The sequence below is a fragment of the Xanthomonas sp. Leaf148 genome (genome assembly GCF_001423585.1).
Taxonomy (GTDB): Bacteria; Pseudomonadota; Gammaproteobacteria; order Xanthomonadales; family Xanthomonadaceae; genus Xanthomonas.
The window spans coordinates 476969-495407 of the sequence record NZ_LMOP01000008.1; the positions used below are offsets into that span (position 1 = coordinate 476969).

General features: G+C 66.6%; 17 protein-coding genes. 12 read left to right on the plus strand and 5 right to left on the minus strand.

Going from position 1 to position 18439, the window contains the following annotated elements; genetic code table 11:
• Nucleotides 1-19: 19 nt before the first annotated feature.
• Nucleotides 20-361: a thioredoxin TrxA gene (gene trxA, locus ASF90_RS06745; protein ID WP_046964286.1), complete on the minus strand. Its 342-nt coding sequence runs from the start codon at nt 359-361 to the stop codon at nt 20-22.
• 198 nt (nt 362-559) lie between these two features.
• Here trxA and rhlB point away from each other — a divergent pair, with 198 nt between their 5' ends.
• From rhlB to rpoH, 6 genes are all read left to right on the plus strand, one after another.
• The gene (gene rhlB, locus ASF90_RS06750; protein WP_055847567.1) at nt 560-2278 is read left to right on the plus strand and encodes an ATP-dependent RNA helicase RhlB; all 1719 of its coding nucleotides are present in this window, start codon (nt 560-562) and stop codon (nt 2276-2278) included.
• 75 nt (nt 2279-2353) lie between these two features.
• Nucleotides 2354-3040: a cell division ATP-binding protein FtsE gene (gene ftsE / locus ASF90_RS06755; RefSeq protein WP_003484499.1), complete on the plus strand. Its 687-nt coding sequence runs from the start codon at nt 2354-2356 to the stop codon at nt 3038-3040.
• Nucleotides 3037-3987 (plus strand): permease-like cell division protein FtsX, encoded by a 951-nt coding sequence (gene ftsX, locus ASF90_RS06760; RefSeq protein ID WP_055847570.1) that lies wholly within the window; start codon nt 3037-3039, stop codon nt 3985-3987. Before ftsE ends, ftsX begins: the two co-directional genes overlap by 4 nt.
• A gap of 8 nt (nt 3988-3995) precedes the next feature.
• The gene (locus ASF90_RS06765; RefSeq protein WP_055847573.1) at nt 3996-4838 is read left to right on the plus strand and encodes a response regulator; all 843 of its coding nucleotides are present in this window, start codon (nt 3996-3998) and stop codon (nt 4836-4838) included.
• A complete protein-coding gene (ung, locus tag ASF90_RS06770) occupies nt 4835-5560 on the plus strand; it encodes a uracil-DNA glycosylase (RefSeq protein WP_055847577.1) in 726 nt (241 codons plus the stop codon). The genes ASF90_RS06765 and ung overlap by 4 nt, the downstream gene beginning before the upstream one ends.
• Before the next feature lie 198 nt (nt 5561-5758).
• Nucleotides 5759-6634 carry an RNA polymerase sigma factor RpoH gene (gene rpoH, locus ASF90_RS06775; RefSeq protein WP_055847581.1) on the plus strand — a complete coding sequence of 292 codons (876 nt, stop codon included), beginning with the start codon at nt 5759-5761 and terminating at the stop codon, nt 6632-6634.
• A 146-nt stretch (nt 6635-6780) separates the two neighbouring features.
• Here rpoH and ASF90_RS06780 read toward each other — a convergent pair whose 3' ends face one another.
• Both ASF90_RS06780 and ASF90_RS06785 read right to left on the minus strand, forming a co-directional pair.
• Nucleotides 6781-7395, minus strand: a complete 615-nt coding sequence (locus ASF90_RS06780; RefSeq protein WP_055847585.1) for a trimeric intracellular cation channel family protein — start codon at nt 7393-7395, stop codon at nt 6781-6783.
• Between the two features lie 52 nt (nt 7396-7447).
• Nucleotides 7448-8740, minus strand: a complete 1293-nt coding sequence (locus ASF90_RS06785) for an NAD(P)/FAD-dependent oxidoreductase (protein ID WP_055847588.1) — start codon at nt 8738-8740, stop codon at nt 7448-7450.
• A gap of 117 nt (nt 8741-8857) precedes the next feature.
• On the opposite strand from ASF90_RS06785, the gene ASF90_RS06790 reads away from it, so the two are divergent.
• From ASF90_RS06790 to ASF90_RS06800, 3 genes are read left to right on the plus strand one after another with little or no spacing between them, the layout of a single operon-like run.
• A complete protein-coding gene (locus ASF90_RS06790; RefSeq protein WP_055847591.1) occupies nt 8858-9445 on the plus strand; it encodes a hypothetical protein in 588 nt (195 codons plus the stop codon).
• Nucleotides 9442-10269 (plus strand): NYN domain-containing protein, encoded by an 828-nt coding sequence (locus ASF90_RS06795; protein WP_055847594.1) that lies wholly within the window; start codon nt 9442-9444, stop codon nt 10267-10269. Before ASF90_RS06790 ends, ASF90_RS06795 begins: the two co-directional genes overlap by 4 nt.
• A 2-nt stretch (nt 10270-10271) precedes the next feature.
• Nucleotides 10272-10922: a glutathione S-transferase gene (locus ASF90_RS06800; protein ID WP_115560237.1), complete on the plus strand. Its 651-nt coding sequence runs from the start codon at nt 10272-10274 to the stop codon at nt 10920-10922.
• 249 nt (nt 10923-11171) lie between these two features.
• Here the strand turns inward: ASF90_RS06800 and ASF90_RS06805 are convergent, their stop codons facing one another.
• Complete coding sequence (locus ASF90_RS06805) at nt 11172-13394, minus strand: primosomal protein N' (RefSeq protein WP_055847600.1); 2223 nt, start codon at nt 13392-13394, stop codon at nt 11172-11174.
• A gap of 459 nt (nt 13395-13853) precedes the next feature.
• On the opposite strand from ASF90_RS06805, the gene ASF90_RS06810 reads away from it, so the two are divergent.
• Entirely contained in the window at nt 13854-14885 is a 1032-nt protein-coding gene (locus tag ASF90_RS06810; RefSeq protein ID WP_055847603.1) for a hypothetical protein, read from the plus strand.
• Complete coding sequence (locus ASF90_RS06815; protein ID WP_055847607.1) at nt 14872-15462, plus strand: DUF3106 domain-containing protein; 591 nt, start codon at nt 14872-14874, stop codon at nt 15460-15462. Before ASF90_RS06810 ends, ASF90_RS06815 begins: the two co-directional genes overlap by 14 nt.
• A 151-nt stretch (nt 15463-15613) precedes the next feature.
• Here the strand turns inward: ASF90_RS06815 and ASF90_RS06820 are convergent, their stop codons facing one another.
• Nucleotides 15614-16771, minus strand: a complete 1158-nt coding sequence (locus ASF90_RS06820) for a DUF3667 domain-containing protein (protein ID WP_082473512.1) — start codon at nt 16769-16771, stop codon at nt 15614-15616.
• A gap of 272 nt (nt 16772-17043) precedes the next feature.
• Between ASF90_RS06820 and ASF90_RS06825 the strand changes: the two genes are divergently transcribed.
• Complete coding sequence (locus ASF90_RS06825) at nt 17044-18420, plus strand: MATE family efflux transporter (RefSeq protein ID WP_055847614.1); 1377 nt, start codon at nt 17044-17046, stop codon at nt 18418-18420.
• Nucleotides 18421-18439 lie beyond the last annotated feature (19 nt).

Consider the following 18439-nt stretch of genomic DNA (forward strand, 5'->3'; position numbering starts at 1 on the left):
TCGCTGGACGCCCGTTCACTCAGGCAGCCGCGCCGCCCAGGGTCTTGTCGATCATCTGGGTCAGCTGGCCCTTGCCGACCGCCCCGATCTGGCTCGCCTGCACTTGCCCGTCCTTGAACAGCAACAGCATCGGGATCGAGCGCACGTGGTATTTGATGGCCAGGGCGCGGTTCTGGTCCACATTGACCTTGGCAACCTTGAGCCTGCCCTGGTATGTATCGGCCAGATCGTCCAGCACCGGTGCGATCATCTTGCACGGGCCACACCATTCGGCCCAGAAATCCACCAGGACCGGTTCGCCGGATTGCAGTACTGCTGTATCGAAGTCGGCATCGCCGACATGTTGAACCTTGTCGCTCACGTTGGGTCTCCTGGAAACCAAACGGCCCACCCGGATCGGGCAGGCCGCCACATTGCGTTAAACTGGGGCATTGCGCGACTGAATCAAGTGTCAGTCCTGAAGCCGCGCTGTCCGCCACAAGAGCCGCAGTTTGCGACGCTGTCGGCATCGATGCAAGCCGCGCCCGGGCTGCCCAGGGCGCCTCACGAAGACGGAATAATGAGCGACAAACCGCTGACCGATTTGACTTTTTCCTCGTTCGACCTACAGCCGGCGTTGGTTGCCGGGCTGGAGAGCGCCGGGTTTACCCGCTGTACCCCGATCCAGGCATTGACCTTGCCGGTCGCGCTGCCGGGCGGCGATGTCGCCGGCCAGGCCCAGACCGGCACCGGCAAGACGTTGGCGTTTTTGGTGACGGTGATGAACCGCCTGCTGATCCGCCCGGCGCTGGCCGACCGCAAGCCGGAAGACCCGCGCGCGCTGATCCTGGCGCCCACCCGCGAGCTGGCGATCCAGATCCACAAGGACGCGGTCAAGTTCGGCGCCGACCTGGGCCTGCGCTTTGCGCTGGTCTACGGCGGGGTGGACTACGACAAGCAGCGCGAGCTGCTGCAGCAGGGTGTGGACGTGATCATCGCCACCCCGGGCCGGCTGATCGACTACGTCAAGCAGCACAAGGTGGTCTCGCTGCATGCCTGCGAGATCTGCGTGCTGGACGAAGCCGACCGCATGTTCGACCTGGGCTTCATCAAGGACATCCGCTTCCTGCTGCGGCGCATGCCCGAGCGCGGCACCCGCCAGACGCTGCTGTTCTCGGCCACGCTGAGCCACCGCGTGCTGGAGCTGGCCTACGAGCACATGAACGAGCCGGAAAAGCTCGTGGTGGAGACCGAAACCATCACCGCCGCACGCGTACGGCAGCGCATCTACTTCCCGTCTGACGAAGAGAAGCAGACGCTGCTGCTGGGCCTGCTGTCGCGCAGCGAAGGTGCGCGCACCATGGTGTTCGTCAACACCAAGGCGTTCGTCGAGCGCGTGGCACGCACCCTGGAACGCCACGGTTATCGCGTCGGTGTGTTGTCCGGCGACGTGCCGCAGAAGAAGCGCGAGTCGCTGCTCAACCGCTTCCAGAAGGGCCAGTTGGAGATCCTGGTCGCCACCGACGTGGCCGCGCGTGGCCTGCATATCGATGGGGTCAAGTACGTCTACAACTACGACCTGCCGTTCGATGCCGAAGATTACGTGCACCGCATCGGCCGCACCGCGCGCCTGGGCGAAGAGGGCGATGCGATCAGCTTCGCCTGCGAGCGCTACGCGATGAGCCTGCCGGACATCGAGGCTTACATCGATCAGAAGATCCCGGTCGAGCCGGTGACCACCGAGCTGCTGACACCGTTGCCGCGTGCGGCGCGCGTGGCGGTGGAAGGCGAAGAGGTCGATGAAGACGCTGGCGACAGCGTGGGCACCATTTTCCGGGAGGCGCGCGAGCAGCGTGCGGCCGAAGAACAGCGCCGCGGCGGCGGTCGCAGCGGTCCGGGCGGCGCCTCGCGCAGTGGCAGTGGCGGCAGCCGTCGCGACGGTGGCAGTGCCGATAGCAAGCCGCGTCCGCGTCGCAAGCCGCGCGTCGAGGGCGAGGCTCCAGTTGTTGCAGCAGCTGCAGCGGTCCCACCGGTGATTGCTGACGCCGCAGCGGCTGCACCGTCCACCATCGACGTCGAGGGCGAGCGCGCACCGCGCAAGCGTCGTCGCCGTCGCAACGGCCGTCCGGTCGAAGGCGCCGAGCCGGTCGCATCCACGCCGGTGCCCGCACCCGCCGCGCCGCGCAAGCCGACCCAGGTGGTCGCCAAGCCAGTGCGTGCCGCCGCCAAGCCGGGCGGCAGCCCGTCGCTGCTGAGCAGGATCGGCCGCCGTCTGCGTTCGTTGGTCTCGGGCAACTGACCACTGGCGGCATCAATCGCATCGCCGGTCTTCGGCGATGCGACGTAAGCGCTGGCGCTCCGGCATAATCGCTGGATGACCGTTCTGCGTTTCGACAACGTCAGCAAGCACTACGCCGGGGGCCACCAGGCGCTGACCGATGTCAGCTTCGAAGTGGCCGATGGCGAGATGCTGTTCGTGACCGGCCACTCCGGCGCCGGCAAAAGTACGTTGCTCAAATTGATCCACCTCAGCGAGCGTCCCAGCCAGGGCGCCGTGCTGTTGGGCGAGCGCAACCTGCTCAAGGTGCGTGGCCGGCAGATTCCGCTGCATCGTCGTCAGGTAGGCGCGGTCTATCAGGACCATCGTCTGCTCAACGACCGCAGCATCGCCGAGAACGTGGCATTGCCGTTGATCCTGCGCGGCACCCGTCGCGCCGAGATCGGCAAGCGGGTGCGCTCTGCATTGGAACGCATCGGCTTGGCTCATCGCGAAAAAGCCTTGCCGTCGCAGCTGTCGGCGGGCGAGCAGCAACGCGTGGGGATTGCGCGTGCCATCGTCGGTGAGCCGCGCCTGCTGGTGGCCGATGAGCCCACCGGCAATCTCGACCCGGCACTGGCCGCCGAAATCATGCAGTTGTTTGCCGAACTGCCCGCGCGCGGCACCAGCGTGCTGGTGGTCAGCCACGACCTTGCCTTGCTCAAGCAGATGCGCAAGCGGGTGCTGATCCTGGATCACGGCCGCCTGGTCGACGACATCTCGCCGCAGGATCTGGCCGAATGAGCAAGCTCGCCAATACCGAAGCCGTGGCGCCATCGCGTTTCGGCGTGTGGATCGACCACCACCTGCACAGCATCGCCTTCAGCCTGGGCCGCGCGATGCGCAAGCCATGGGCAACGTTGCTGACCATCGTGGTGATGGCCTTGGCGCTGGCGCTGCCGCTGGGGCTGTCGATCGCGCTGGACAACGTCAAGCTGCTGGCCGGCAGCGTGCAGCAGTCGCGCGAAATCAATCTGTTCCTCAAGGTCGATGTCGCCGCCGATGCCGCGCAAGCGCTTGCCGGCGAGTTGCGTGCGCGCACCGACGTGGCGCAGGTGACGCTGCGCACGCCCGAGCAGGGGTTGGCCGCGTTGCGCGAGAGCGCAAAACTCGACGAAGCCGCCGATGCCCTGGGCGAGAATCCGCTGCCCACGCTGTTGATCGTCACCCCCACCGATGCGGCCGACGATGCGCAGCTGGCCGGCGCATTGCAGGCCTTGCCGCAGACCGACCAGGTGCAGCACGACGCGTTGTGGCGCAAGCGTCTGGATGGCTGGCTGCACTTCGGCGAACGCCTGGTGCAGGTGCTGTCGGCGCTGCTTGGCATCGGCGCGGTGCTGGTGGTCGGCAACACGGTGCGGCTGGACATTCAGTCGCGGCGCGAAGAGATCGGCGTGCTGCAATTGCTCGGTGCCAGCGATGGCTTCATCCGTCGCCCGTTCCTGTATCTGGGTGCGTGGTACGGGCTGGGCGCCGGCGCTGTTGCGCTCGCTCTCATCGCTGCCTCGGGCTTGGCATTGCGCGCGCCATTGGCCACATTGGCCGATAGCTACGGCAGTTCCTTTACCCTGCACGGGCTGGATCTGCTGCATTCTGTGATGGTGCTGATCGGCACCCTGGTGCTGGGTTGGCTGGGCGCCTGGCTGGTGACCGGCCATTTCCTTCGTCAGACCCGTCCCACCGAGACCTGAGGCCTGCCATGCATCCACCAGATCTCAAACACCTGATCAGCGACGCACCACGTGTGATGGTCGTCGATGGTTCGAAGCTGGTACGCAAGCTCATTGCCGACGTGCTCCGGCGCGACCTGCCCAATGTGCAGGTGATTGGTTGCGCCAGCATTGCCGAAGCGCGCGCTGCGCTGGAGTCCGGTGCGGTGGATCTGGTGACCACCTCGCTGTCCTTGCCCGATGGCGATGGCCTGACCCTGGCGCGCAGCGTGCGCGAAGCGGCCGGCCAGGCCTATGTGCCGGTGATCGTGGTGTCCGGCGATGCGCAGCAGCATCTGGTCGAGCGTCGTTTTACCGAGTACGTCACCGACTATTTCGACAAGGCGCTGGGCCATGAAGCCCTGGCGACCTTTATCCGCGGTTATGTGCAGCCCGAGCCGGTGGTGGGCGCCACCGTGCTCTACATCGAAGACAGCCGCGTGGTGGCCGAGGCGACCAAGCGCATGCTCGAGCGCCAGAGCCTGAAAGTGGTGCACGTGCTCACCGCCGAGGATGCGTTTGCGCTGCTCACCGCCGAATCGCTGGGCCGCACCGAGCGCCGTATCGACGTGGTGCTGACCGACGTGACCCTGAAAGGCGAGCTCAACGGCCGCGATGTGGTCGAGCGCATCCGCATCGATTTCGCCTACGGCAAGCGCCGCCTGCCGGTGCTGGTGATGACTGGCGACACCAATCCGCGCAACCAGTCCGAACTGCTGCGCGCTGGCGCCAACGACCTGGTGCAAAAACCCATCGAAGAGCGCCTGCTGGTGACCAAGGTGTTGTTCCAATTGCGGCTGGCACGCCTGGAAGACCAGGCCATCACCCTATGACCGAAGTGGAAGGGCGTATCCAGCTGGAACCGTCGTGGAAGGCAAAGGTGGGCGACTGGTTGCTGCGCCCGGAGATGCAGGAGCTGTCGGCCTTTCTGCGCCAGCGCAAGGCGGCTGGCGCGCGGGTGTTTCCGCCCGGCCCGCAGATGTTTGCCGCCTTCGATGCCACCCCGTTCGATCAGGTCAAGGTGGTGATCCTGGGCCAGGATCCGTACCACGGTGAGGGCCAGGCGCACGGGCTGTGCTTTTCGGTCCTGCCCGGCGTGCCGGTGCCGCCGTCGCTGCTCAATATCTACAAAGAAATCCAGGACGACCTCGGCATCCCGCGTCCCGATCACGGCTATCTGATGCCGTGGGCGCGCCAGGGGGTGTTGCTGCTCAACGCGGTACTGACGGTGGAGCAGGGCCGCGCCGGCGCGCACCAGAACAAGGGCTGGGAAGGTTTCACCGACCATGTGGTGGAGACGCTCAACCGCGAGCGCGAAGGCCTGGTGTTCCTGCTCTGGGGCAGCTACGCGCAGTCCAAGGGCAAGGTCATCGACCAGGCACGCCACCGCGTGTTCAAGGCGCCGCATCCTTCGCCGTTGTCGGCGCATCGCGGCTTTCTGGGATGCAAGCATTTCTCCAAGACCAACGAGCACCTGCAGCGTCGCGGCATCCAGCCGGTCGATTGGTCCTTGCCGCCGCGCAACGCCTTGGATACAACGTCGGCCGCCGGCTGAACAACCCTTGCGCACGCGCATTTCGCCACAGGTTTGTCACGGTCTGGGCAGGGGCGCAGTGGTAGCGTAGGGCTTGAATTCGGGGAGCTGTGCGGTAGAACGCCGCCAAGGCTGAAAGCCCGAACGTCCTATAAATGGAACGCTGGGAACTCTTTCTGTACCCGGCAGTCCAATAGTTCGACTGCTAAGATGGTGCCTATGAACCAGACTACCTCGACTGCCCTTGTGGCAAACAATCTCCCGATTCCCAGTGCGCTCGGTTCGCTGGACGCCTACATCGGTGCCGTGCACCAGATTCCGGTGCTGTCGGTCGATGAGGAACAGAATTTGGCCCGCCGCTTCCGCGACGAGCTGGATCTGGACGCAGCGCGTGAATTGGTCCATTCCCATCTGCGCTTCGTGGTGCACGTGGCCCGCGGTTACAACGGCTACGGCCTGCCGCTGGGCGACCTGATCCAGGAAGGCAATATCGGCCTGATGAAGGCGGTCAAGCGTTTCGACCCGGAGATGGGCGTGCGCCTGGTCAGTTTCGCGGTGCACTGGATCCGTGCCGAAATGCACGAGTTCATTTTGAAGAACTGGCGCATCGTCAAGGTCGCCACGACCAAGGCGCAGCGCAAGCTGTTCTTCAACCTGCGCAAGTCCAAGACCCGTCTGGGCTGGCTCAACGCCTCCGAAGTGACCGCGGTCGCCAAGGACCTGAACGTCTCCGAGCGCGAAGTGATGGAGATGGAGTCGCGCCTGTCCGGCCGCGATATCGGCTTCGACGCGTCGTCGGATGAAGATGACGATCATGGTCCGCCGTCGCCGGTCAGCTACTTGGTGGCCAACGAAGAAGATCCCTCGCAGGCCTATGAGCGGCACGACAGCGAAGACAACCAGCTGCAGTTGCTGAGCGAAGGCATGGCCGGTCTGGATACGCGCTCGCGCGACATCGTCAAGCGCCGCTGGCTGGATTCGGAATCCAAGGTGACGCTGCAGGAGCTGGCTGACGAATACGGCGTGTCGGCCGAGCGTATCCGCCAGATCGAGGCGAACGCGCTGAAGAAGATGAAGGCGCTGTTCGTCGCCTGATCGGTTCGATCACGCGGTACATGCTGCACGAACGGCCCGGTTGATCCGGGCCGTTTGCGTTGGCGGTGTGCGGTTTCCACAGACTCCAGAAACCTGACGCACTGTCCAGGCAATGCGGCCGGCATCATCGCTTTGGCCGATGACGACTACTCCGGCAAGCGGGCCACCGGCAGATGCCAGCCATAACGGATCGCCATGAAACGCAGGCCGAAGCACACGCCGGCACCGGTTGCCAGCGACCAGGCTTGCGGCACGCCGAGTACATGACCGACGGCCACCAGGCCGCCGCCGGCAAGCGCGGCGACCGCATATAACTCCGCTTGCAAGACTACCGGCGTGCGGGCGACCAGCAGGTCGCGTGCGATGCCACCACCGATGCCGCTGAGCATGCCCAGCAAGGTGGCGCTCAGCGGGCTGAGGTTGTAGTCCAGCGCCTTGCTGGTGCCGTAGACCGCAAACAGCGCCAGACCCGCTGCGTCGAAAATCTGCACCGGGTTGCGCAGGCGCTCCACTGCCGCGTGCCAGTAAAACCCGGCGACGCCGGCCAGGCAGGCGGTGAGCAGATACTGCGGGTGGACCAGTGCCGCCGGCGGGGTGGCGCCGATCAACACGTCGCGCACGATGCCGCCGGAGACAGCGGCCGCGCACGACAGCACCAGCACGCCGAACAGGTCCAGGCGGTTGCGCACTGCCACGGTCGCGCCGCTGAGGGCGAACACGAAGGTGCCGAGCAGATCCAGCAGGAACAGGACAGTTGCCACACGTAGACCGTCGAATCAGGCCGCACAGCATCGCGCACGGCCGGTGGCGCTGTCATCCGTCCTTGGTGTTGGGCGGCGGGTCGTCGGTTGCGCCACCGAAGATGATGCGTGCGGCGCGCTGGTAGCTCCAGTACGCCATCGCCCAGTTCACCAACACCACGAAGCGGTTGCGGAAGCCGATCAGGAAGTAGACGTGCGCGGCCAGCCAGAACCACCACGCCACGATGCCGGACAGCTTGAGCTTGCCCACGTGCACGATGGCGGCCATGCGGCCGATGGTGGCCAGGTTGCCGAAGTCCTGATACCGGAACGCGGCCGCCGTCTGACCGCGCTGGCGCGCACGGATCGCCTTGGCGATGTGTTTGCCCATCTGCTTGGCTGCCGGCGCCACGCCCGGCACCGGGCGACCGTTCTGCTGCACCGACGCCAGATCGCCGCCGACGAAGATCTCAGGATGGCCGGGCACGCTCAGGTCCGGCGCCACCAGCACGCGGCCGGCGCGATCCAGCGGCACGCCCAGCGTGCGCGCCAGCGGCGAGGCGGCCACGCCGGCGGCCCACACAACGGTGCGCGCGGGGACGAAGCTGTCGCCAAGCTGGTAACCCAGCGCATCGATATGGGTCACCGGCGTGCCGGTGTGGACTTCCACGCCAAGCCGCTCCAGCTGCTTGCGCGCCTTGTCGGTGAGATCGTCCGGGAACGACGGCAACACGCGCGGGCCGGCTTCGACCAGGCGCACGCGCGCCTGGCGCGGGTCGATGTGGCGGAATTCGTTCTTGAGCGTGTGGCGGGCGATCTCGGCCAGGGTGCCGGCCAGCTCGACACCGGTGGGGCCGCCGCCGACTACCGCAAAGCTCAGCCAGGCCGCACGCGCGGCTGGGTCGGATTCGGCCTCGGCGCGTTCGAAGGCCAGCAGCAGCTTGCGGCGCAGCACCAGCGCGTCGTAGAGGGTCTTCAAGCCGGGCGCATGTTCGGCCCACTGGTCGTTGCCGAAGTAGGCATGGGTGGCGCCGGTGGCCAGCAGCAGCATGTCGTAGCCGAGCGTCTTGCCATCGGTCAGTACCACTTCGCGACGGGTTGGCGCGATTTCGGCCACATCGCCAAGCAGCACTTCCACATTGCGCTGCTCGCGCAGGATATGGCGCAGCGGTGCGGCAATATCCGGTGCCGACAGCCCGGCGGTGGCGACCTGGTACAGCAACGGTTGGAACAGATGGTGGTTTTGCCGGTCGATCAAGGTGATGCGGATGGCGGGGTCATCGAGCGCGCGGGTCGCCCACAAGCCGGCGAAACCGCCGCCGACCACAACCAGATGCAAGGGAGCGGGGGAGGGAGATGAGGTCATCGTAGGTCCGATGGAAGGCAACGCGGGCACGACAGAATGCCAAATTCCCAATGAACATGACGCGTTGGCGCCGCGTGGCTGCGGCATCATGTCGCATCCACTTCTGACGGCCATCGCATGTCCTCATTGCCACCGCCCCTGCCGCCGCTGTCGCCAGCCGCCATGCCTACTGCAACGTCGGCTGCCCCGCCCGCGCCCGCGGCCAGGAAAAAGCTCAGCAGCGTGGCGATCGGGCTGATCGGCGTGCTGGCTTGCGCAACGCTGTTCGGGATCGTGGTCCTGGCAGCGAGCGTGTGGCTGCTCGGCATCGGCTGGTCGCTATTTACCGATCAGGCGCGTACTGCACTGCAAGCCGACGCTGTGGTGCAGGAACATATCGGCCAGATCCACACGATGCGGGTCGATCTGTACCGCACGAGTCTGGCGCAGGGAAGCGAGGAGTTTGTGTTCAATGTGGAAGGCGATCGCGGCGCCGGCCGCGTGCAGGCCACCTGGGTCAGTGCCGACTCCGAGCAGGAGATTCTGACCGACGGAGAACTCATCATGCGCGATGGCAGGCACTTCGCGCTGCCGGCCGCTGACGATAGCGAGCTCGAAACCGAAACCGAAACCGAAACCGAATCAGAGATAGAAACCGAATCGGAAATAGAAACCGAATCGGAGATGCAAACCGACGCGGGCACGTCTTTGGAGGAACGCGCATGACCGACAATCCCGACAAACGGATCGCCTTGTTGATCGATGCCGACAATGCGCCGGCCGGCAAGATCGATGTGGTGCTGGCGGAAGTGGCGCGTTATGGCGTGGCCAACGTGCGCCGCGCCTACGGCAACTGGAAGAGCCCGCACCTGAAAGGCTGGGAAGCGGCCTTGCACGATTATGCGATTCGGCCGATCCAGCAGTTTGCCTATAGCTCCGGCAAGAACGCCTCGGATATGGCGATGGTGATCGATGCGATGGACCTGCTGTACGCGCGCAATCTGGATGGGTTTGCGATCGTCTCCAGCGATGCGGATTTCACCCCGCTGGTGATGCGCCTGCTCACCGATGGCATGAAGGTCTATGGCTTTGGCGAGAAGAAAACCCCGGCGCCGTTCGTCAATGCCTGCTCCAAATTCACCTATGTGGAAGCGCTGGGCGAGCAAGCCGCCGCGGCCCGCGATACCGCTGCCGGGCGCAAGGATGCCACCGCGTTGCGCAGCGATACACGCCTGGTGCAGATGCTGCGCAACGCCATCGTCAGCGCATGCGAGGACGATGGTTGGGCGTTGTTGAGTGCGGTGGGCAAGCAGGTGGCTAACCAGGCTTCGTTCGATCCACGCAATTACGGCTATCGCAAACTCAGCGATCTGGTGCGCGCGATCGGCCTGTTCGAGCTCAAGCTGGACGAGCAGGCCTTGTGGGTACGCGATACGCCCAAGGGCAGCGACAACCGTGCGAAAACTGCCGTGCCTGCCGTTGCACCGGAACCACAAGCCCGCCTCAAGCGTGCAGCGCGCGCAACAGCCAAACCTGCCTCCGGAAAATGACGATGACGCACGACGCGATGGCATCCGCACAGCCGACGATCACGCTCTGGGGGCGTCGCAATTCCAGCAATGTGCGCAAGGTGTTGTGGTGTGCCGAAGAAGCCGGTGTGGCCTATACGTCGATCGAGGTGGGCGGCGCCTTCGGCGGCAATGACACGCCGGCCTATCGCGCGCTGAATCCGAACGGCGTGGTACCGACCTTGCAGGATGGCGCGGTGGTGGTGTGGGAATCCAATGCGATCGTGCGGTATCTCGCCGCGCAGTACGCACCGGCGTTGTATCCGTCATCGCCGGCCGAGCGCGCAGTGGGCGATCGCTGGATGGACTGGACCACCTCGACCTTTGCCAACGTGTTCCGCGACCTGTTCTGGGGCGTGCTGCGCACACCCGAGGCCGAGCGCGATGCCGTACGTATCGCCGCGGCGCTGGCGCACTCGGGCGAGCTGCTGGCACGCGCCGATGCGGCATTGGCGCAGCAGCCGTATCTGTCCGGCGAGCGTTTTGCGATGGGTGATATTCCGCTGGGCAGTTTCATCTATGCATGGTTCGAAATGCCGATCGAGCGGCCTGCGCTGCCGCATTTGCACGCGTGGTATCAGCGCTTGCGCACACGGCCTTCATACCAACGCGGCGTGATGACGGCGCTGACCTGAGTTTCGAGCCACCGCTCAGGCCAGCGTTGTTTATTGCAGGCACCGAACGCGCCGCCGACTTCACACGTTTCTCCAGTGAAGTGGGCCTTGTACATCGCGCGGCCTGATAGCGCGCGTTGTCGTAGGAGCGCACCTGGGCGCGACGCAACGTGACCGGGAATACCCTCGCGCCCAGGTGCGCTCCTACAGAGCCTGGGTACACCGCGCCACGTGCGTCTGGCTGCAACTCCGTATGCGATACGCCCAGCGCTAATACAAATCGATCGGGTCCACATCCAGCGACCAGCGCACGCGGCGCGCCTGCGGGAGCGCATAGATGGCCGGTAGCTGCGCATCGAGCAGGCGATGCAGCGCCGAGCGTTGCTGTGCGGACAGCAACAACTGGGTGCGCTGGAAACCGGCGCGGCGCGGCATCGGTGCAGGCATCGGGCCGTAGCACTCCACCTCTGCAAACGCGGGCGATTGCGCGCTGGTGTCGGCCGTGGCCAGTTCGCGCACCGCCATCAGGAACTGGTTGGCCGCCGCGACATCCTTGGCTTCGGCGCGGAACAGCGCCAGATGCGCAAACGGCGGAAAGCCGGCGGCCTCGCGCTGCTGCAGTTCGGCATCGGCGAAGGCGTGGTAGCCGCCGTTGACCAGGGTCTGCAGCAGCGGATGTTCGGGATGGTGGGTTTGCAGCCAGACCTCGCCGGGGCGATCGGCGCGCCCGGCGCGCCCTGCCACCTGGATCAGCTGCTGAGAGAGTTTTTCGGCGGCACGGAAGTCGGCTGAGAACAGGCCTTCATCGATGCCGACCACCACCACCATGGTCAACCGCGGCAGGTCGTGGCCCTTGGCCAGGATCTGGGTGCCGACCAGGATGCCGGCATCGGTGCCGAGCCGGGCGAGCTGGGTTTCCAGGCTGTCGCGGCGTTGGGTAGTGCTGCGGTCGATGCGCACCACCGGGAACGCCGGAAACGCCTCGGTCAGCCGTTCTTCCAGGCGCTCGGTACCGATGCCCTGCGGCTGCAAGGCCAGGCTGGCGCAGGCCGGGCAGGCCAGCGGCGCCTGCTGGCGGGCGCCGCAGTGGTGGCACTGCAGGCGGCGGCCGCCGGCGTGCACGGTCATCGGGGTCTGGTGCAGCGGCGTGCTGCAGCGCTGGCAGGCAGCGGTCCAGCCGCAGTCGTGGCATAGCAGCACCGGCGCATAGCCGCGGCGGTTCTTGAACACCAGCACCTGCTCGCCGCGCGCCAGGGTGGCGCCGATGCCGGCCAGCACCTCCGGCGACAAGCCGTCCTTGAGCGGGCGCTTGCGCACGTCCAGCACGCGCACACGCGGCGGGCGGGCGTCGCCGGCGCGCTGCGACAACCGCAGGTGCTGGTAGCGGCCGGAATAGGCGTTGTGCAGGCTTTCCAGCGACGGGGTCGCGCTGCCCAGGATCACCGGCACGTCCAGCGCCTTGCCGCGCACCAGAGCAAAGTCGCGGGCGTGGTAGCGGATGCCGTCCTGTTGCTTGTAGCTGCCGTCGTGTTCCTCATCGATCACGATCAGCCCGGCGTTGGGCAGCGGGGTGAACACCGCCGAACGGGTGCCGACGATCAGTTTGGCTTCGCCGCGCCAGGCCGCCGCCCAGACGCGGGCGCGTTCGCCATCGGACAGGCCCGAATGCAGCGCATGCACCGGCACGCCCAGGCGCGCGCGGAAGCGGCCGAGCGTCTGCGGGGTCAGGCCGATTTCCGGGACCAGCACCAGCGCCTGCTTGCCGGCGGCCAGGCAGTCGGCAATCGCCTGCAGGTAGACCTCGGTCTTGCCGCTGCCAGTCACGCCGTCGAGCAGATAGGTAGCAAAGCCGGTGTGCGCCCGGATCGCGGCGGCGGCGGCGCGTTGTTCGTCGTTGAGTGCGGGACCAGTGCCGGGCCGTGGCGCGATGGCATCGGCCGGCACCGCCACGCGTTCGGCGTGGCCGCGCTTGGCCAGGCTGCGTGCGGCCTCGCGCCACTGCGGCAGCAGCGGGTCCAGCTGTTCTTCGCCCACCGCACCGGTCTGCAACAGGGCGGCGAGCAGGGCGGGCCGGCTGCCCGCACGCAGGCTGCTTGCCCCGGTACGCCCGGCCTCGGTGAGCTGCCAGGCCCAGGCATGGGTGTCGGCCAGCGGCTCGCCGCGACGCAGCGGGCCGGGCAGGGCACTGGCCTGGGCCTCGCCGAGGGGAGCATGGGTATAACGGGCCAGCCACTGCAGCGAGCGGGCCAGTTCATCCACCAGCAGCGGCGCCTGGTCGCACCAGGCCAGTGCCGGGCGCAGGCCATCGGCCGATGCCAGCTGGCCGATCTCTACCACTACCCCGATCAACTCGCGCGACCCAAATGGAACCCGCACACGGCAGCCGACCCGCGTTGGATCGGTCAGCGGGGCGTCGGCAGGTGGTAGGTAATCGAACAGCTGGGGCAGCGGCACCGGCAGGGCGACGCGCAAAGTGAGGACAGTGGAAGGCATGCGCTCAGTCTACCGACACTGTCCAGCACCCCCGACTTGCGCAATTTCACTCGTGAAGACGGTGTGATCACTTGCAGCGCCTTTCTGTGACCCAAGTGATAAATACGACGTAAACCTATGTGAGGCCTGAGGAAACGGGTTTATCCACACTGCCTGTGGATAAGCCTGTGAATTAGTCTCGTGCTCCACGCGGTGAAGGCGGATTCACTTGCCTTGGCAACCTCTTGGACATTTTTTCGCCACACATCGAAATTTAATATATATCAATAGCTTAGGCGTGAAACACGATTGCAACAAAGAAAAAACAACAGTTGACAGACGGTCGCGTATCGGTGTGTCTGCCGCTGTGCACAACGTACGCGGGTAGCGCTCGCGACCGGATCGAGGGTCGTGCGATCTGTCAAGCGGTCGGCGTGGCGGACGTGCGTCGGTATCATGCCGGCCGATGCTGGAGTTCACATGACCGTAGTCCCCGACGCCCCCGTTACCCCCGCCGCACTATCAGCCTTTCTGCGGGGTGTGGAACGCCGGGGCCTGGTACTGGCGCAGCTGCAATGCGGCGACGTGGCGGCAGCCGAGCGGGCGTTGGCCGCTGCCCTGCGCGCTTTCAGCAGCCAGGCAGCGGGACGGCCGATGGCTGGCTGGCCGATGCGCTTCTGGAGCCTGCTGGCAACCGCCCCGCCACTGCGCCGCGAGCCCATGCCTGGCACCTGGCTGCCGCCCTTCACCGCACTGGGCCGGATGCAGACCCCCGACCGGCTGGCGCTGCTGCTGCGGATCGTGGCCGGGCTGGAAGAGGAGGCCGCCAGCGACGTACAGGGCATCGCGGTGGCGGATTATCGACAGTCGCTGGCGCGTGCCTGTCCACGCGATGCGGCCGGCAATCCCGATGCACAGGCGTGGCGCGTGCTGGCCGAGGCGGCGCAAACGGAGCTGCGCGATCTCACCCCGTCCCAGCTGACCCGGCTCAGCCAGTTGCGCGACGCCTCGCTGGCCGGCGTCGCGCTGCAACCCGCCATCCCGGCAGAGGCGCCGCCCGCGCCACGCCGCGCCACCCCGGCACAGGTCCGCCCCAGGCGGCAGTGGCAGTGGCCACAGCTGGATCGGCGCCATGCCGGTATTGCCCTGGGGGGACTCGCACTGGCGCTCCTGCTGACGGTGCTGGGCTGGTGCTGGACCCACCGACGGCCCAGCTTGCCGCCTGAGCCGGTCTCGCAGGCGCCGGCCGGCGTGCTGCATGTCACCGACGCCGCGCCAGTGGTGGTGGAAGAACTGCCGGCGTCCGACCTGCCGGAGGCTCCTGCCGCCCCGGGCATGGATCCGCGCGACCAGACGATGCTGGCCGACCCGGACCTGGAGTTGGCGCGTGCGTCAGACTTTTACGCCTGGTACGCCGCCGGCCACCCGGTGCCGGCGGACGAATCCGGCGCGCATGCCACCGCGACTGAGCAGCCTTCCGCCCCTCTGGAGACGGTCGATGACGACAACTAAGTGGTTCGGCCTGCTGATGCTCGCCAGTACCGGCATCGCCGGCGCGCAGGCCCTGCCAGCGGCATTGGACGAAAGCGGGCACACCGAACCTGCCAGCGCCCCCGCCCTGTCGGCAGCGCCAAGCGCCGCGCAGCAACGCGCGCGCTGGGCGGCACTGACGCCGGCACAGCAGGCCGACCTGCGCGCGCGCTATGCCGCGTGGAAGGACCTGACCGCCACCGACCGTGTGGTGTTGCGGCAGGCGCGCGAACGGCTGCACGGCCTGCCCGAGGACCAGCAACGCGCCTTGCGCACCCAGTTCAGCGCGATGGATCGCCTGCATCGCGATGGCTGGCGTCTGGGGTCGCAGGTGGGCGCGTTCTATCCGCAGCTGCAGCCGCTGATCGGCTATGTGCCGGTCGACCAGCGCGAGCGCCTGCTGGCGGTGCTACGCAGCCTGGATGCCGGCCAGCTGGAACAGCTGGCGGTCCTCGCCCAACGCACCCCGCCGCAGGACCGCGATGGGTTACGCGACGCCTTGCTGGCCGAAGCCCCGGCCACCCGCAGCGCCTGGCTGAAGCGGCAACTGGCGCGCTGATCGCCGATGCGCGGTGCATTGCCGCGCGTTGGCGCGGCAAGTGCTCATCGACCTGCGTTGTGCGAACAACGCGGCTGTCAGCCGCGCATCCCGGATTGCACCGCGCTGTCTGGCCCGTGCGACTGCAGCGCCGCAGTTGCAGTGCGCAGCGTCAAAGACGCGCCAGACTCGCCACCATCAAGAACGCGGCAGCAAATGTGACCACGACGAAATAGATGCTGCCCAGGCCGAGGTATTTCAGCACCGTGGCTGACCACGATTGGCCGTACACGTGGCGCTGCATCCCCAGCAGATACAGCGGCATCCACACTGCCAGCCCGAACTGGAGCAGGCCGATGCTCCAGGCGATGGGGGGAGCCACCTGCGCCACCGATTCCCTGAGCAGCGACAGCAGCAGCATCGCCAGCAGGTTCAGGCAGAGAAACGCATGGCTATATAGCGCCACCACCAGATGCTCCAGATACACCCGCCCGCTGCGCAGGTAGAACACGCGCAACAACAGCGCAAACAACGGCACCAGCACCAGCAAGGTGGATGGCACCGCCGCAAAGAACGCGTTGTAGAGCAGCTGCGGATTGCTGCGCAGGCGCGGCAGGTTGGCGCGGATGTGGTCCAGCTGCACGTTGAGCCAGCGGTTGGCGAACTGCGGCAACGGCGCAACGGTCAGCGGGTTGCTGACCGGGTCCCAGGGTTTGCCTCCCAGCGAAAAGAACGTGCTGTTGTCTGGGGCATCGACCGCCGGCGCGGCGCTTTCCAGCCGCGCGCCCTGGTGCAGTTGCGCCAGCCGCTTGCGCGCCTCGCTCTCGGCGCGGGCAATGCCGGCATCCACGCCGTCGCGCGCGATGCCTGCCGGCACTACCTTGCGGGTCTGGGTGAGCGTGCCGACGATCTGCGCACGCACTGCTTCCACCTGCGCCGGCGTGCGCGCATGCGCGAAGTCCTTCGGTACGGCGCTGTGCGTGGTGCCGGGCGCCGCGACGTCCTCGTCAGAGGCATGCACTGCGATGCGTGCAATGAAAAAGGTCAACAGGCTCACCACCAGAAACAGCCGCATCGGCGCGACATAGCGCACCCGTTGCCCACTCAGGAACCGCAGCGCCACGAGGCCGGGAACCAGAAGATCGCGCAAGGTGCGGAAGATCCGTCCATCCAAGTGCCAGAACGACTCGAAGACTTCTTCCACCGCGTGCGCGACGCTGCGCACCGGGCTATGCGCGCTTTGCCCGCAGGCGTGGCAAAACGCGCCTTGCAATGCTGTGGAACAGTTTTCACAGTCCGATGGATGCAACGCGGTCGGGTGCAGGGACATGAGCCAGGTCCAGTTGGCGGTGATGGAGAGGTCGTGTGCCCGATGCGATACCGCGAAGGTCCACGCCTGGCACACGGTACAGCGTCAGCATGCGGCTGCCTGGAAACATCGGCAGCTGCTTTTGTTGCCGCGCACATAGCAGCGAGCGCGGCGAGAACTGCCCAGGCGCGCGTCAGGGCGCAATCGGAAAGTACGCGTAAGATAGCGGCCCCACGCGACCCGGTGCCAGCGCCTCCCGGCACGGCCGTAGTCCGCGCAGCAATCGGTGTGTCATGTCTGTTTCTCCTGCCCCCGCGTCCGCGACGCCAGGCTTCGCCGCGGAAGTGCGCACCACCGGCCTGCTGGCCTTGCCGTTGGTGCTTGGTCACGTCTCTACCGGCTTGATCGGGTTTGTCGACAACGTCATCGCCGGCCACCACGGCACTGCGACGCTGGCGGCGGTGACCATCGGCACCGCGCTGCTGTGGCTGCCGATGCTGGTGCCGATCGGGACGCTGATTTCCTTGACCGCCTCGGTGTCGCAATTGCGCGGCGCCGGGCGCGAGCGCGAGATAGGCCCGTTGTTTCGCCAGGCGTTGTGGCTGTCGCTGGGGCTGAGCGCATTGATGTTCGCGTTTCTGAGCGTGGTGCCGCCGCTGCTGCCCACTTTCGGGATTGCGCCGGACATCGTGCCGGGTGCCACCGACTTTCTGCACGCGGTGCGCTGGGGCGTGCCGGCGCTGACGTTCTACTTCTGCATGCGCTATCTCAGCGAAGGCATGCACTGGACGCTGCCGACCATGCTGCTGGGGTTTGGCGGCTTGCTGGTGCTGGCGCCGCTGGGTTATGTGCTGACCTACGGCAAGTTCGGCTTTGCAGAGCACGGTGCCGAAGGCCTGGGCATGGCCTCGGCCATCACCATGTGGGTGCAGGCCAGCGTATTCGCGCTGTATCTATGGCGCGCGCGGCGCTTTGCGCACCTGGAGTTGTTCACCCATCTGGAAGGGCCGCGTTGGCGCGCCATCGGCGATCTGTTGCGCACCGGGCTGCCGATCGGCATCACCGTGCTGATGGAAGGCGGCCTGTTTATCGTCACTGCGCTGTTGATCGGCCGGCTGGGCTCGACCGAAGCGGCGGCGCACCAGATCGCCATCAATGTGGCGCAGCTGTGCTTCATGGTGCCGATGGGCGTGGCCGAGGCCACCACCGTGCGCGTCGGTCACGCGGTGGGGCGTGGCGATCCGTTGGCCATTCGGCGTGCCACCTGGGCCGGTTACGCCATCGTGCTGGGTACGCAGGCGTTGTCGGCCAGTGCGCTGCTGCTTGGCCACGACGCCATCGTCGGTGTGTATACCAACGATGTGACGGTGGCCGCGCTGGCGTCGGTGTTGCTGCTGTTTGCCGCCACCTTCCAGTTTCCCGACGGCATCCAAGTGCTCTCGGCCGGCGCGCTGCGCGGGCTCAAGGACACCCGCGTGCCGATGTTCCTGGCGATGTTCTCGTATTGGGGCGTGGGCATGCCGATCGGCGCCGGGCTCGGCCTGGGATTGGGCTGGGGGCCGCAAGGCATGTGGATCGGCCTGATCCTGGGCCTGACCACCGCGTCGATTCTGATGGGTCTGCGTTTCCGGCAGACCAGCCGGCGGCTGACTGCCGACGCGACCCCCTGACTTTCAGCGCATGCCGTGG